Origin of the sequence: Helicobacter rappini, assembly GCF_900198625.1 — a bacterium.
Lineage (GTDB): Bacteria > Campylobacterota > Campylobacteria > Campylobacterales > Helicobacteraceae > Helicobacter_A > Helicobacter_A rappini.
Genome location: NZ_FZPK01000040.1, coordinates 37,328 through 52,238 on the forward strand (window position 1 = coordinate 37,328; position 14,911 = coordinate 52,238).

Annotated in this window: 10 protein-coding genes and 2 pseudogenes; 8 read left to right on the forward strand and 4 right to left on the reverse strand. The window is 35.3% G+C overall.

Annotated features, from left to right (window positions below; all coding sequences use genetic code 11):
- Window positions 1-36 precede the first annotated feature (36 nt).
- From alaS to C6H17_RS08310, 7 genes and pseudogenes are all read left to right on the forward strand, one after another.
- Window positions 37-2,685, forward strand: coding sequence for an alanine--tRNA ligase (alaS, locus tag C6H17_RS08280; RefSeq protein WP_020995703.1), 2,649 nt, complete (start codon window positions 37-39; stop codon window positions 2,683-2,685).
- Window positions 2,678-3,517, forward strand: coding sequence for a DNA methyltransferase (locus C6H17_RS08285; protein ID WP_005218601.1), 840 nt, complete (start codon window positions 2,678-2,680; stop codon window positions 3,515-3,517). Before alaS ends, C6H17_RS08285 begins: the two co-directional genes overlap by 8 nt.
- Complete coding sequence (locus tag C6H17_RS08290) at window positions 3,517-4,596, forward strand: DNA methyltransferase (protein WP_005218596.1); 1,080 nt, start codon at window positions 3,517-3,519, stop codon at window positions 4,594-4,596. Before C6H17_RS08285 ends, C6H17_RS08290 begins: the two co-directional genes overlap by 1 nt.
- Before the next feature lie 2 nt (window positions 4,597-4,598).
- Complete coding sequence (locus C6H17_RS08295; protein WP_005218594.1) at window positions 4,599-6,326, forward strand: hypothetical protein; 1,728 nt, start codon at window positions 4,599-4,601, stop codon at window positions 6,324-6,326.
- A gap of 203 nt (window positions 6,327-6,529) precedes the next feature.
- Window positions 6,530-7,354, forward strand: a pseudogene (locus C6H17_RS08300) (DNA-methyltransferase).
- Window positions 7,344-8,107: pseudogene (locus C6H17_RS08305) on the forward strand (DNA-methyltransferase). Before C6H17_RS08300 ends, C6H17_RS08305 begins: the two co-directional pseudogenes overlap by 11 nt.
- Window positions 8,107-9,348: a hypothetical protein gene (locus tag C6H17_RS08310; protein ID WP_020995702.1), complete on the forward strand. Its 1,242-nt coding sequence runs from the start codon at window positions 8,107-8,109 to the stop codon at window positions 9,346-9,348. The pseudogene C6H17_RS08305 and the gene C6H17_RS08310 overlap by 1 nt, the downstream one beginning before the upstream one ends.
- A 586-nt stretch (window positions 9,349-9,934) precedes the next feature.
- Here the strand turns inward: C6H17_RS08310 and C6H17_RS08315 are convergent.
- Entirely contained in the window at window positions 9,935-10,702 is a 768-nt protein-coding gene (locus C6H17_RS08315; RefSeq protein ID WP_005218588.1) for a DUF268 domain-containing protein, read from the reverse strand.
- Between the two features lie 306 nt (window positions 10,703-11,008).
- Between C6H17_RS08315 and C6H17_RS08320 the strand changes: the two genes are divergently transcribed.
- The gene (locus tag C6H17_RS08320) at window positions 11,009-11,284 is read left to right on the forward strand and encodes a hypothetical protein (RefSeq protein WP_005218587.1); all 276 of its coding nucleotides are present in this window, start codon (window positions 11,009-11,011) and stop codon (window positions 11,282-11,284) included.
- 547 nt (window positions 11,285-11,831) lie between these two features.
- On the opposite strand, the gene C6H17_RS08325 is transcribed toward C6H17_RS08320, so the two are convergent.
- Genes C6H17_RS08325 through C6H17_RS08335 form a run of 3 tightly spaced genes read right to left on the reverse strand, consistent with a single transcriptional unit; the run spans window position 11,832 to window position 14,887 of the window.
- Complete coding sequence (locus C6H17_RS08325) at window positions 11,832-12,371, reverse strand: HyaD/HybD family hydrogenase maturation endopeptidase (RefSeq protein ID WP_005218586.1); 540 nt, start codon at window positions 12,369-12,371, stop codon at window positions 11,832-11,834.
- Window positions 12,372-12,388: 17 nt separating this feature from the next.
- On the reverse strand, window positions 12,389-13,096 hold the full coding sequence (gene cybH, locus C6H17_RS08330; RefSeq protein WP_005218584.1) for a Ni/Fe-hydrogenase, b-type cytochrome subunit: 708 nt from the start codon (window positions 13,094-13,096) through the stop codon (window positions 12,389-12,391).
- Window positions 13,097-13,123: 27 nt separating this feature from the next.
- Window positions 13,124-14,887, reverse strand: coding sequence for a nickel-dependent hydrogenase large subunit (locus C6H17_RS08335; protein WP_005218579.1), 1,764 nt, complete (start codon window positions 14,885-14,887; stop codon window positions 13,124-13,126).
- Window positions 14,888-14,911: the final 24 nt, after the last annotated feature.

Sequence of the window (14,911 nt, forward strand, 5' to 3'; positions counted from 1 at the left end):
GCAAAGCAAAATACCCAAAAATCAAGGAATACATATATGGATATACGAGCAAAATATATAGAGTTTTTTAAAAGCAAAGGGCATAAGGTTTATGATTCTATGCCTTTAGTGCCAGATGATGCAAGTTTGCTTTTTACCAATGCGGGAATGGTGCAGTTTAAGGATATTTTCACAGGCAAGATTCCAATCCCAAGTCCCAATATCGCTACAAGCTCACAGCTTTGTATCCGTGCGGGTGGGAAGCATAATGATTTAGAAAATGTCGGCTACACAGCGCGCCATCACACACTTTTTGAAATGCTTGGCAACTTTAGCTTTGGGGCGTATTTTAAAAAAGAGGCGATTGCGTATGCGTGGGAGTTTGTAACAGAGATTTTAGGCTTTGATAAAAGCCTTTTATACGTAACGATTCACGAAAGCGATGATGAAGCTTTTGAGCTATGGTGCGAGCATATAGAATCTAGTCGCATTAAGAGAATGGGCGATAAGGATAACTTCTGGCAAATGGGCGATACAGGACCTTGCGGACCTTGCAGTGAGATATATGTGGATCAAGGAGCAGAGTTTTTTCATAGTGAAGAAGATTATTTTGGCGGTGAGGGGGATAGGTTTTTAGAGATATGGAATCTTGTGTTTATGCAGTATGAAAGAAGTGCTGATGGGACTTTGACACCATTGCCTAAGCCTAGCATTGATACAGGTATGGGGCTAGAGCGAGTGATAGCGTTGAAAGAGGGTGAGATAAATAATTTTGATTCTAGTCTTTTTGCACCCATAATGCAGTGTATTAAGGAGCTTACAGGTAAGAGCTATTACCGCGATAGTGTGTTGCTTAAAAACACGATGGGCTTTGCAAAAGATATAATAGATTCTTGTAAGAAAGACATTGCAAGCTTCCGCGTCATCGCTGATCACGCGCGTGCTGTCGCTTTTCTACTCGCACAAGGGGTGAATTTTGACAAAGAGGGCAGGGGCTATGTTTTGCGTAGAATCTTACGCAGAGCAGTTAGGCACGGCTATTTGCTGGGCTTAAGAAAAGCGTTTTTATATGAAGTCGTAGGGGTAGTGTGTGATTCTATGGGCGGACATTATAGCTATTTGATAGAGCGTAAAAACGCCCTGCAAGAGCAATGCAGGGCAGAAGAAGAGCGGTTTTTTGAGACGATAGAATCGGGAATGGCGTTGTTTCAAACCGAGCTAGATTCTATGCGGCAAAAGAATGAAAAAAGTTTTAATGGTGAAATAGCCTTTAAACTCTACGACACTTACGGCTTTCCGCTTGATTTAACACAAGATATGTTGCGTGAGCTTGGCTTGGGCGTGGATATGCAGGGCTTTGAAAAATGTATGCAGGAGCAAAAAGATAGAAGCAAAGCACACTGGAAAGGAAGCGGCGATAGTGTAAAAGATGGCGATTTTAATGCACTTTTAAGTGAGTATGGAAAGAATGAGTTTGTAGGCTATGAGCGTATGAGTGTGGAATCTAAGATTCTAGCCCTTTTGGATTCTAACTTTAAAAGAGTGGAATCTTTACAGGCAGGGCAAGAGGGCTGGGTGATGTTGGAATCTACGCCGTTCTACCCAGAGTCAGGCGGACCGGTGGGGGATAAAGGAATATTAAAAAATGATTCTCATATTGTTACACAAGTCCTTGACACCCAAAAATATTTTGGGCTAAATCTCTCTAAAGTCGTTGCCACAAGTATGCTAAAAGTGGGGGATTTGGTAAAAGCACAAGTAGATTCTAGTCGCTTTGAAATCATTAAGCACCACTCTGCCACGCATTTACTGCATTACGCCCTAAGGCAGATTCTAGGATCTCATATTGCTCAAGCTGGAAGCCTTGTAGAAGCAAATCGCCTGCGTTTTGACTTCTCTCACCCAAAGGCGTTAAGCGTCGATGAGCTAGAGCAAATAGAATCCCTAGTCAATGAAGAAATCGCAGAATCTTCCCCGCAGATTTGTGAGACTATGGGGATAGAACAGGCAAAAGCAAAGGGGGCTATGGCACTCTTTGGCGAGAAGTATGGGGAGAGCGTGCGTGTGATAACCCTTGGCGATTCTGTTGAGCTGTGTGGGGGGATTCATATCCACAATACCGCAGAGATTGGGAGCTTTTATATCGTGCGTGAAAGTAGCGTGAGTAGCGGGGTTAGGCGTATTGAAGCGGTGTGTGGCAAAGCGGCTTATAATTATGGCAAGGCAGCATTAGAATCTATAAAAAGCCTAAAAGAGCAGCTAAAAGCCCAAGATGTCCTGCAAGGTGTGGCAAAGCTGCAAAACGCTTTAAAAGAGGCAAGAGAGAGTGCGAACAAGGCAAAGCAGAGTGTCAAAAGCCTAGATTATGAAGAAGTCAATGGCGTGAAACTCATCGTGTTGAAACTAGATTTAGTGGAGGCAAAAGAGGCAAAAGACATTATAGATAGGGCGAAAAATGAGAATGAAAAGGTAGCGATTTTGCTTGTAACAGAATCTGGCGGCAAAGTCTCTCTAACCGCTGGAGTAAAGGGCGTATCTAGTCTCAAAGCTGGAGCGTGGGTAAAGCAAGTCGCACAAATCTTAGGGGGCAATGGTGGGGGCAGAGATGACTTTGCCACCGCTGGAGGCAAGGTTACAGAATCTAGCAAAGTCCAAGAAGCCCTAGATCTAGCAAAAAGCATTGCAAGAGAGAAATTAAATGGATAAAAAGAGTAAAGATGCGTTCAATGGTTTAAGCACACAAGAGTGGGCTAAAAATTCTCGTAGCGTGTGGAATGATCTTTCATCGCCAAGATCCAAAAATGCTTTAAAGCACGGAGCAACCTTTCCACAAAAACTAAGCGATAGAGTAATATCTCTATACTCAACAAAAGGCGATATTGTGCTTGATCCATTTTTAGGCACAGGCACGAGTGCAAGAAGTGCTTTAAGTCTAGAGCGAGATTTTATAGGTTTTGAGCTTAATATGGAATTTTATGAAGTTGCCTTAACATCTCTTAGACAAGATTCTAGTCTTTTTGATAAAAATAAATATAACATAAAACAAGGGGATTGTTTAGAGCTTGTAGAGGAGTTGGAAAACAATTCGTTGCAACTTACAATAACTTCACCTCCCTATGCGGATTTAATTCATAAGGTAGTAGATGATAGAACAAAAAGGCACAAAAAATCAGCATTTGTAATAGACAATAACGCAACTACAAAAATATATTCAAGAGATACACGGGACTTTGGCAATATGGATTTTGATAGCTATATGAATGCGGTTTTGCAGTTTATGCAAAAGCTTTATACAAAAACTAAAAGCAATGGTTATAATGTATGGGTGGTTAAGGATTATAGAGATACAAGAAATAAAATTCCTTATGTTGATTTGCATTCCAACATTGCTAATGCTGGAGTAAAGGCTGGGTTTAAGTATCACGATTTGATTATTTGGGATCAAAATGAAAGGCGTAGGCTAGTATTACTTGGCTATCCTAGCGTATTTTATGTCAATCAAAATCATTCCTTTATCGTTGTGCTTAGGAAGCCTTAATGTGTAAATATGATATAAATCTTTTGAGAAAACTTGATAGAATCCACCCTTATCCAGCAAAGTTTATTATTGATATGGCACTGCATTATATTTCAAATTATTCAAAACAAGGCGATATTGTGCTTGATCCATTTTGTGGAAGTGGCACAACTCTTCTGGCTTCAAGAATTTTAAAAAGAAATGCGATAGGGTTTGATATAAACTATATCGCCTATATTTTATCTCAATCTAAGATTTTGTATTTCAATGTTAATGATTTAAAATACCTTAAGGAATTTCAGCCAGACTCTTCATATATTGCTAATATACTACATAATTACGACAATATTTCGCATTGGTTTGAACGACAAAGTATAGAATCTTTATCAAGTATAAAAGAACAAATAAATAATTTTGTGGAAAACAATCATAGCTATAAAATATTCTTATATATGGTTTTTTCATCAATTATCAATATTGCTTCAAATCAAGATTCTGATACGAGATATGCAGCGATTAAAAAGCCACACATAAATAAATCTTTTATTTTTGATAAATTTAATGAAAAACTACATCAATCTATCGCACTTTATGAAAATTTAAATTTAAATGATAATCATTGTGCTATGTTTTTACATAATTCCAAAACACTTACTAAGAAATTTAATAGTGAAGTATCACTCATTCTTACTTCCCCACCTTATCCAAACACCTATGATTACTATCTTTATCATAAACACAGAATGTTGTGGCTTGATTTTAATGTGAAGTTTTCTATGGATAATGAAATAGGTTCAAGAAGGGAATATTCAAGCCTAAAATTACCAAAAGAGAAATTTAATAAGGATTTATTTGAAATTTTTTTTGAATGCAATAAGATTTTAAAACGACACGGCTTTGTTGTAATAATTATGGGTGATGGAAAAATTGCTGGGAAAATCTATCACGCAAAAGATGAATTGGTATCATTGTGTGAAGTTTTTCAATGGAAACTTATTAAGCATTCTTATAGTGAGCTAGATAAAACAAGTCGCTCTTTTTCAAGTGCTTTTCGCACTAAAAATAAAAAAGAGCATATTTTAATTTTTCAAAAGGCTTAATTATGGAAATACGCGTCTATGCAGAATGTTTGGAGCAAGGATTGGATTTTAAGGAATATTTACACAACATAAATTCTAGTTTTAATATTAAAAACATTTATCCAACAAAAGCTAGGGGCAATATTACAACAAAAGATTCTATTTTACAAAAAATTACTAAGCTTAAAGATTTTGATGTAATCATTACTATTGTTTCACACAATCAAGAAACCCCTATTTTATTAGTAGAATACTCAACTGCTGTGCCAACAGATGATCACAAAATGCAAAGAAGTGATGTATATTTTTATTCCAGCCTTTTTAAAATACCTGTTTTAAAGATTAGCCCACATTCAAAAGGTTTGTCCAATAATCACGGTGGTGGAGATAAAATCACACTTATAAGAGAACAAAATCTCACGCTAAAAATCAACGCTCTTGTGTATTTTATAGAGTGGGAAAGTGAAAATGATTTGTTGCTTACCAACCCTAAACGCAACTCTTGCATTCCCTACAATACTAAAATAGAAAATATACTTAAAAATATCTTATCAAAACATTTAAATTCCACTGCTTTAAATTTTTACGATGAGTTGCTTAGTGAAAATATGCAGTATTTTGATGAAAAGCATTTGGCGGAGCTAAAAGCCTCTTTTTCAAATTCTACAAGATTTCAAAAAGAAAACGAAAAACTTATTGTAAAAATTAATCGTTTTGGACACGCAATGGATCCTGATAGGGGAATTTTATTTTTTGTTAATGCTCTTTTTGAAGGTGAAAATATCATTACTAAAATTATTATAAAAAGAGAAAGGCAAAGTGGCAAGGAAAGCTACGACTCTCTTTTTGATGGTTTATCTACCCCTATACAAGATAAACTTCAAAAATTAATCAAACAGGATTTTAATGCAGACATTGCGTTAGAAGTTTTTAAAACAGCTACAAACATTAATGTTTTATGCAAAAAGAAAAATTCAAATCACTTTGAAATAGAGGATAACGACTTTAAAGATTTTTTAGAAAATTACAACAGCATTACTTATAAATCTATTTTTATAAACTCTAGTTGCTTAAGGTTATGCGACACTTATAGCAATATAATATGTGAATTATCTTGGAATGCAAATGTTGCAAAAGAATATTTATTGAGTCTAAAAGGTGGTATAAACAATGCAACAACTTTATATCCACTCACAATGCAAAATGCAAAAGAAGATATTATAACTTTTGCCAGTGTAGTTCTATTGCAGAAAATTGGAGCTAAAATTCTTAGCGTGAGTTATCCGGGAGCACAGGGTGATAAGGCTATACTTATAGGCAATGGTAGGCAGACAAAGAGAATTTATGTTGATATTATCGCTCATAAAGATTCTAAAAAATGTTTTGTTTTATTGCAAGAAAATAAAGAAAAGAAAAACGATTTAAGACAAGATGAGAAAAAACTTTTAGCTATTAAGGACAATCATTTTGATTCATTGCAGGAATTGTTTCATAAAATCCATACTTCTTACATAGAAAAAGATTCTTTATATTTAGGGCTTGGCTCAAAATTTAAGTTAGATTCTATATCACCATTTTTTAGTGTTGATTATATCTTTGCTTTTGAGATTTACTCTTGCGATAAATACACAAATATACTATGGAATGTAGCTATCATCAATCTTGATTTAATACATCTTTTTAAACCACTTTTAAATGCTGAAAATAAACTTCAAGGAATGATTAGTCTTGATTTGATTTATAAGGCTTAGGAAATATCATTTTAACTTTATAGAATCTTTTATCAAAGCCCTCCAAAAAGAGTGCATAAAAAGCGTGGTGCTGTGGCAAGAAAGGGAGAGAGAAGCTTACAAAAAGGTGGTAAAATAAGGCTGCAAAACACACAAAACTAAATAAAGTCAATAAGGAAAGATTCAACTAAATGAATACAATCTTTTATAAATCTAGTCAAAATATGAGCAAAGTGAGTGATTGCAGTGTGGATTTGATTATTACTTCACCGCCGTATTTTAATATCAAAGATTATGCGAAAAATGGCTACCAAGATTTGATACATTCTCATTCTAAAAAGGGCGATTTAGGTGCTATAAGTGAATATAAAATCTATATACAAGAGCTTTTAAAAGTATGGCGTGAATGTGAGCGGGTGCTAAAGCCAAATGGCAAACTGTGTATCAATGTGCCTTTAATGCCGATGTTTAAAAAGGATTTGAGAACGCATTATAATCGCCATATTTTTGACTTACAAAGCGATATACAGCATAGTATTTTAGAATCTACTTCTCTTTTTTTACTCGATTTATATATTTGGAATCGCACCAATACCACTAAAAAATTGATGTTTGGCAGCTATCCTTATCCACGCAATTTTTACGCGCAAAATACAAGCGAATTTATCACCATTTATGTCAAAGATGGCAAGCCGCAAAACACACCACAAGAGCTAAAAGAGCAAAGCAAACTTAGCCAAAAAGAATGGGTAGAATACACCAAGTAAATCTGGGATATACCTATACCAAATAAAAGTGATGTAGCCTTTGGCAAACACGCTGCCATTATGCCCGAAGCCATTCCTTATCGACTTATCAAGCTCTACTCTTTTATAGGGGACATTGTGCTAGATCCATTTGCTGGCAGTGGGACAACGCTAAAGGTGGCAAAGGAGCTAGAGCGGAATTTCATAGGCTATGAGATTTATCCGCATTATAAAAGTGTGATTGAAGAAAAGCTTAGGCAGTGTGGATTATTTGCAACACAAGGGCAGGAAAATGCTAAATAAAATTTATATACAAGATTGCTTTAGCTTTTTAGAATCTTTGGCAGATTCTAGCATTGATTTAGCCATAATTGATCCGCCTTATAATCTAAAAGTAGCAAATTGGGATAGCTTTAAAAGTGAAAAAGAGTTTTTAACATTTAGCTATAAATGGATAGATTTATTACTGCCAAAAATGAAAAAAAGCGGGAGTTTTTATATCTTTAATACCCCTTATCATTGTGCGTTATTTTTGCACTATTTACAAGGAAAAGCCGTGTTTCAAAACTTCATCACTTGGTATAAAAAAGATGGCTTAAGCACGACAAAAAACGCTTTGTAAATAATCAAGAATCTATTTTATTTTACACAATGGATTCTAAAAGCTATTATTTTGACCCAGAATCTATCCGTGTGCCTTATGAATCAACAAGCCGCATAGAACACGCTAAAAAAAATGGAATCCTAAAAAATGGCAAAAGGTGGTATCCAAACGAAAATGGCAAACTCTGCCCTGATGTATGGGAAATCACTAGCCAAAGACATAAGCAAAAAATAAATGGCAAAACGCAAAAGCTCCACCACCCAACCATAAAGCCTAAAGAGATGATCGAGCGAATGATAAAAGCAAGCTCTAAAAAGGGGGATTTAGTGCTAGATTTATTTAGCGGAAGTGGGACAACAAGCCTAGTAGCAAGGGAACTAGAGCGGAATTTCATCGGCTGCGAAGCGAGTATTGAATATGTGGATTCTAGCTTAGATATAAAGGGGTGTTAATGGATAAAATTTTACAAGAGATTTTACAAATAGATTCTAGCAGGGAGTGTATAAATTTTCTAGTAAAACGAGTGCAAAGTGATAATTATAGAGGGTTGCAAATCTCACAGCACAATCGCTACACGCAAAAAGAAATCCTAGTGATTTTACAAGAGATTTATGGGCTTTGTGGGGATAGATTATTACAAATCCGCACAAGCGATTTAAGCAAGCGACCATATAATATTGAAGGTGAAGAAAAGTATGCAGAACTTACGACAAAAATCGCTTCAAAGCTTGGGCGTTGCACGCAAGATTCTTTGCGTAAAAATATCTTTGTAGATTTGCATAGAATGGGGCTTATTGATAGATTTAACGCTAAAAAGAAACAATTAAATCCATTTGATAATGGCACGAAAAAATACATTGCTCTTACAGATTTTGGCATAGAGTTTTTACAAAGCACAGATATTTTCACGCAGAATTTATTTTTTACAAGGGCTTTGGAGAATCTTATGCAAGGTTTTGGCGAAGAGATATTGAGTATTATTTTAGAGCTAGATAAGCATTATTTGACAAGAGATGAAGTATTATTTTTTGCAACTTTTCTATATCAAAAACTAGATTCTAAAACTTATAATCGTAGTGATATTATCTCGCTCATTAGAGATTATAGAACTTTAAGTAAATTTCAAAAACAAGCTTTGAATGAAAAAATAAAATCCTATTGTGAGCCTAAAAATTTTAGTGGTGATAAAACACAAAAGAGAGACTTCCATAATTGGATAAATGAAACACAACAGATTCTAAGTCTCTTAACACAAATGGCATATTTTGAATACAATGAACACGATGTAAAGCTATATATCCGCACAGGAACTTATGGAATCTATGAGGACAATACCAAGCTTAAACGCTCCATTAAAGAAAAATATTTGTATTTCAAAAAGCACAATATCACAAAGGAAAAGGGCTTTGAATTACACCATATTGTGCCTTTGTGTTTGGCTGCAAGTAGGGCGGAATTTCAAGTTATAGACAAATGGGAAAATATGGTTTATATAGATGCTTTTTCACACGCAAAAATCACGCAAAATAATAATGCAAATATGCAACTAAGCTTTGAAAATGATAATGCAAATTTTAGTGATTTTAATGATTGTATTGTGCATTGTGAAAACAACACAAACATTAAATACGACACAAAAAAGCAAGAACTTATGCTAGATTATAATAAACGCATTTTAGATTCTAAAAATTGATTTAACTTTATAGAATCTTTCATCAAAGCTATCCAAAAAGAATGTATAAAAAGCGTGGTTTTATGGCAAGAGAGAGAAAGAGAATCTTACAAAAAGGTGATAGAAAACCAATAGATTTAAGCCTTTTATATAGATTCTATTCTTGCTAAATACCTTAGCAAAAGTGGCGGTAGTGGGAAAAATTACCCAGATATTAAGTTTGTTCTTACCGTAAATATATTGCGAAAATCGCCGTGATGATAGAAGTCAAAGGCACAAAGGTAGATTAAAAAAGCTTTAACCGCCGACATTGCGGACAGACTTTTTTTTAACTCCACTGAAGACCCATCTCCGCTATGAATGCGATAATGAAAGATGCAAGCACCTTGCAAAGTCCAAAAGAGATAAAAAACTAAAGTTTGGTTCTATAGAAATGTATCTATCAATGCTGTATTTAGATTCTACAAATCTATGATACAGCATTTTTCCTTTAAATGAAAATCGTAAGTAAATACAAGCGGGTATTAAGCATTAACATTCCATTCAGTAGGATGCTTTTAGGATCCGCGGTGTATCATTAAGAATATTTGCTATATTTTTAGCTGAATTATTTTTTAATAAATTCAAACAATCCTGTATTCCCATTATTTTGATATTCTGGTATAGAATCAAGACCACTTTGATAAATCTCTAGACGATCGTTTTGCCATTTCATACATTCTACAACATCGAGTGTGTTAATATAACCCATTTCAAGTATCTGCATTTCATCTAATACATCAATAATGGTTTGTGGTCGATACACTCTGTGTGCGTTAAAACACACTTTATCAATCTGCCCCACAGGCACACTAAAATATAGCTTGCCACCGGGTTTTAATACCCTTTGAAAAGCCCTCAAAGCCTTTTCCCAAGCATCTGGTTCGATAGGATCACCATATCGCCCTAATCCAAAATGCTCCACACTACACAATGCAGAAATGGATTCCAAAGAGTTATCAGCAATATTTTCTAAGAGTGTAGCGTTGGCTTGAATATATGAAATGCCACCTTTTTGATTCAAAAAGTTTGTGTCAAAGTTATTGTCCATCGGTCTAATGTCAATGAGAGTGATTTTCTGTCCTTGTGCAAGCAAATGCGCGATAAAACCAACCACAGACGAGCCAACATCATAGTGCATACTCGGCTTATTTTCTAACACTTTTCGTGCTCCCCAAATATCTTGGATAAAATATGATGAGTCCCCTATATCACCATTTTTAGCATACTTGTCATGTCGGCAAATATAATCATGTTTCGGATCGAGTATAAAGCGAGAATCTTTATTTAGTTGGGTGTATAGCTGTTTGTCTTGAGTGATTTCCTCATCGCTCATAAAGGGGTGGTTACCCCCCCCCCCCATTCTTTGTCAATCATTCTGCGGAAGGGTCGTAATATCTCGCGTTTTATCCTTTGTGGAATTGTTTTTCGTTTCATATGAGAATCTCCAAATTAAATTTGTGCTATTGTAGTAAAATTGTCTAAATGATGATAGTCTAAGTATAAAATATTTCTTGGATTGCCTATTTTCCAAGCATGTTTAAATTCTCATTTTGATAAAACCATAAAATAAAAAATATTTTAAAATTTCTTAGAATCTATGCTATAATGTGTCTCACATTTTTATTCTAGGAGTTTCATTATGAAAAAGTTTTTAGCAATGGCAGTTATCACAGGTTTAGCAACATTATTTGTTGCATGCGATGACAAAAAGGAAGAAAAAGCACCTGCACAAGCACCAGCAGCACAAGAAGAAGCAAAACCGGCGGAAGCACCAGCTACTACTGATAATGCAACAGAAGCACAGGGCGAGTCTAAAGAAGCTGTAGAAGCTACTAACACAGAAGAAGCAAAACCAGCGGAAGCACCAGCTGCTACTGACAATGCGACAGAAGCACAGGATAAAGCTTCTAAGTAATCTTTCCCATTTTTTTTGCAACATGATATAAAACGGCATAGGATATTATGCCGTATTTCTCAATACATACTATTTTCTTATCTCTCTCTTGATACATTTTTATATTTGTTCTTAGCGTGATTTGCACAACCTAGATTGTATTCTATTTTGAGTATTTCGCAATATATGCTTGTAATTACGAAATGTATTGTATGCTTATTTCTGTTTTATTGGTAGAAGTTATGCTTGTTGTGGGTGAGATTTAGATGAAGTTGTCTTCTCACAAATGGTCTAGAATTAATATGGTATCTATATTTTTAATTAAATACAAAAATTTCACTTTCAACACTATTATGAAACCTTACATGAAGTATTAGGAGAATTTAAAGTAAGAAAATAGGGATATTTTTTAACAAGTTACTTTAAATATTGCTATCAAAGCATATAAAAATTCAAGCATAGTGTAAAAATATAAAGTGGGATATAAAAATATTGAGACACAATTGCGAGTTATAAAATTAAAATCACCAACAATTTCTCAAACTAGCATACAATGGGATTTATTTTTTTAAAAACCTTTATATGAATTATTAGCTATCTCTTGCAATGGTATATTCTTAGTTTTGCTAATATGAAAGCCTAAATTTTCCAAGTATGAAATAGCGTTTTGCTCCATAGTTAATGCACCCCTTAAAAGAGATTCACTAAGACTAAAGGCAGTGTCTTCACCAATTACTTCAGGAACAATACCAATGACATGCACTTGCGGTAAATCACCCATCATTTTTGTTAAATGAAGTGTTTGCAGCATCTCAACTTCGTGGGCACTTCCAGCCCAAGTAATACATGATGGAATCTTGTCAAAACTAAAGCTATATACATCACCAATTTGTGCGTTTTCAACGCTCACACAATCAAGTAATAATACATGATCGTATTCCACAATGAGTGGAATCAGCATATTTGCCAATGTGCCACCATCAACAAATGTGATAGTATGCTCTTTGCTATCAAAAGTATAATTTACTTTTAAATAGTTACATAAATGAACACCAATACCCTCATCTCCAAAGAGAATATTGCCAATGCCAAGCACTAAAACATTCAAAACAAAAATCTCTCTCTTTATACTCTTTGTTCTTCTGAATAGCGAATACCGCTCACCATCGCATCAGCCCCACCATTTGGATAACGCACAGAATTCCAAATTACAAGATAAATATGCACTGGCACAAATACAATAAATACCCATGTAGCAATATGGTGTATCGCTCTAACATTTGCTAATCCACCACATACAGAATCTATCCAGCTAAAACATGCACCCATAATGCCACCCAAACCATCATGATAGACATTTGCATAAAGATTCACACCTGTCAAACAAATAATCAAGGTTACCAATCCTAATACAAAGTATGTAGTAAATTGCAAAGGATTGTATGCACCTTTAATGTGCGGATGCTTTGCAATAAAAAGATATGCCCCAATAGTCTTCGCCCAAACAAGTGGATTTAGTAATTGCCAAAACGATGTACGTTCTGGCTTACTTGATGGTGCAAAAAAGAATAGATACACTCGAAAAATAGAAGCCGCAATCAATACAAATCCAGCTATACAATGAAAAGCTCTGTTGTATGCTTGTAAGAAAATAACTGGCTCACCACTTGCATCAGGCTGTAAGAAAGGATATGCAATATAAAATCCACTTGCTACCAAAAAAACAATCATAAATGCACGCACCCAATGTAAGAATCTAGTCATTGCACCAAATTCTAAATGCTGTTGGATTTCTTTTGCAATACCCGTGTCAATCTCTGTTCGTGTTACCATAAAAGCTCCTTAATCCAACCATGCTTTTTAGAATCTTGCAAATGCTGGTTCTACTTTATATTCCCCAAGATCATTACCTTTTGTATCCATTACATGCACAGCACAAGCAATACATGGGTCAAATGAGTGGATATGTCGTATAATCTCTAAAGGCTGTGTTAAGTCTGCAATCTTTGTCCCAATAAGACTCATCTCATAAGGTCCTTTTTGTCCTTTAGAATCTCTTGGTCCTGCATTCCATGTCGAAGGCACAACTGCTTGATAATTTGCTACTTTGCCCTCTTCAATACGCACCCAATGGCTCAACATTCCTCTTGGCACATTACCGATATAGCAACCCTTATAAGACTTGCTATTATCAATAATATAAGGCGCACAAGTCGTAGTATCTACTTTAAGATTCCTTACTAATTCATCAAATGCTTTTAGTCCCTCATCTGCTAATACTTTTGCTTCTAGTCCTCTAGCTGCTGTGCGACCTAGCGTGCTGAATAAATGACTTGTGCTTAAGCCAGTGCGTTTTAAAAACGCATCTACCGCGTTATGCAAGGCTTCATTTTTACCTTTTGCATAGCCTACAATAACCGCCGCTAATGGTCCAACTTCCATAGGCTTACCATCATATCTTGGCGATTTAATCCATGAATATTTAGAATCTGTTTGTAAAAGTTTTGTGCGTTCATTCTTACCACTTAAACCTATACTTTCACCATCTTTAAAGCCGGTGTAATCCGGTGTTGTTTGTCCATCATAAGGGTGGAGTGCATCTGTTGGCTTGATTGGCTCTCCATTGCTATGCTTGCCTTCATATTTATACCAAGAGTTTGTTACTTCCTCTGCGATTAAGTCAAGATTCACATCATACACTTTGCTTAAATCACCATCAAGCACATAACCACTATCAAGCAGGTATTCATTATGTCCCACCTGCATTTCTTGGAAACTTAAGAAATTCTTTAGATTACAACCTGCTAAAACACTTGCCTCAGTTGAATACGCCATTCCCGCCATAATTAAATCTGGATAATAAGCACGATTGATAAAGTCTGCTACCATTTCATACTTCGCTTTATATTCAGCAAGTCTTGATGGATCTAAAATATCCATAATGGAAGTAACACCACCAACGGTTAAGCTTTGTGGGTGCGGTTGTTTTGCACCAAAGATAGCCATCATTTTTGCCGCTTCTCTTTGAATTTCAAGCAGTTTTAGATAATGTGATAATACAATAAGGTTTTGTTCTGGACTTAGATGATAGGTTTTATGTCCCCAATATCCATTTGCAAAAGGTCCAAGGGAGCCTTTAGCTGCAAAATCTTTTACCCTTTTTTGCACCATTCTTAGCTCATCTTCACCTGCTGAAATTGGAGAATCTGTATATTCAAATGCAAGTTTCGCAGCCTTAGCAGGATCGGCACTTAAAGCACTGATAATATCGCACCAATCAAGCCCATGCAATGTATAAAAATGCACGATATGATCGTGGAAAAATAAGGCTAGATTCATAAGTGTGCGAACAAGCTTTGCATTATATGGAATCTCAATGCCTAAAGCATTCTCAACCGCAGTAATACCTGCCTTATAGTGAGAATAGGTGCAAACACCACAGATTCTTCCTGCAATAAAACCCGCATCTCGCGGATCTCTACCTTTAATAATAGTCTCTAAACCACGCCATAGCGTAGAGCTAGAAAATGCGTCTGTAATCACATTATTATCATCAACAATAACTTCAATCCGCAAATGCCCTTCAATTCTAGTGATAGGATCAACAACAATTCTTTTTGACATATTCTTTCCTTTCGGTGATATTTA

Coding starts and splice junctions, on each gene's coding strand:
- C6H17_RS08285 (WP_005218601.1), top strand. CDS start 2,678: ATGGATAAAAAGAGTAAAGATGCGTTCAATGGTTTAAGCACACAAGAG.
- cybH (WP_005218584.1), bottom strand. CDS start 13,096: ATGGTAACACGAACAGAGATTGACACGGGTATTGCAAAAGAAATCCAA.
- C6H17_RS08290 (WP_005218596.1), top strand. CDS start 3,517: ATGTGTAAATATGATATAAATCTTTTGAGAAAACTTGATAGAATCCAC.
- C6H17_RS08320 (WP_005218587.1), top strand. CDS start 11,009: ATGAAAAAGTTTTTAGCAATGGCAGTTATCACAGGTTTAGCAACATTA.
- C6H17_RS08315 (WP_005218588.1), bottom strand. CDS start 10,702: ATGAGCGATGAGGAAATCACTCAAGACAAACAGCTATACACCCAACTA.
- C6H17_RS08310 (WP_020995702.1), top strand. CDS start 8,107: ATGGATAAAATTTTACAAGAGATTTTACAAATAGATTCTAGCAGGGAG.
- alaS (WP_020995703.1), top strand. CDS start 37: ATGGATATACGAGCAAAATATATAGAGTTTTTTAAAAGCAAAGGGCAT.
- C6H17_RS08335 (WP_005218579.1), bottom strand. CDS start 14,887: ATGTCAAAAAGAATTGTTGTTGATCCTATCACTAGAATTGAAGGGCAT.
- C6H17_RS08295 (WP_005218594.1), top strand. CDS start 4,599: ATGGAAATACGCGTCTATGCAGAATGTTTGGAGCAAGGATTGGATTTT.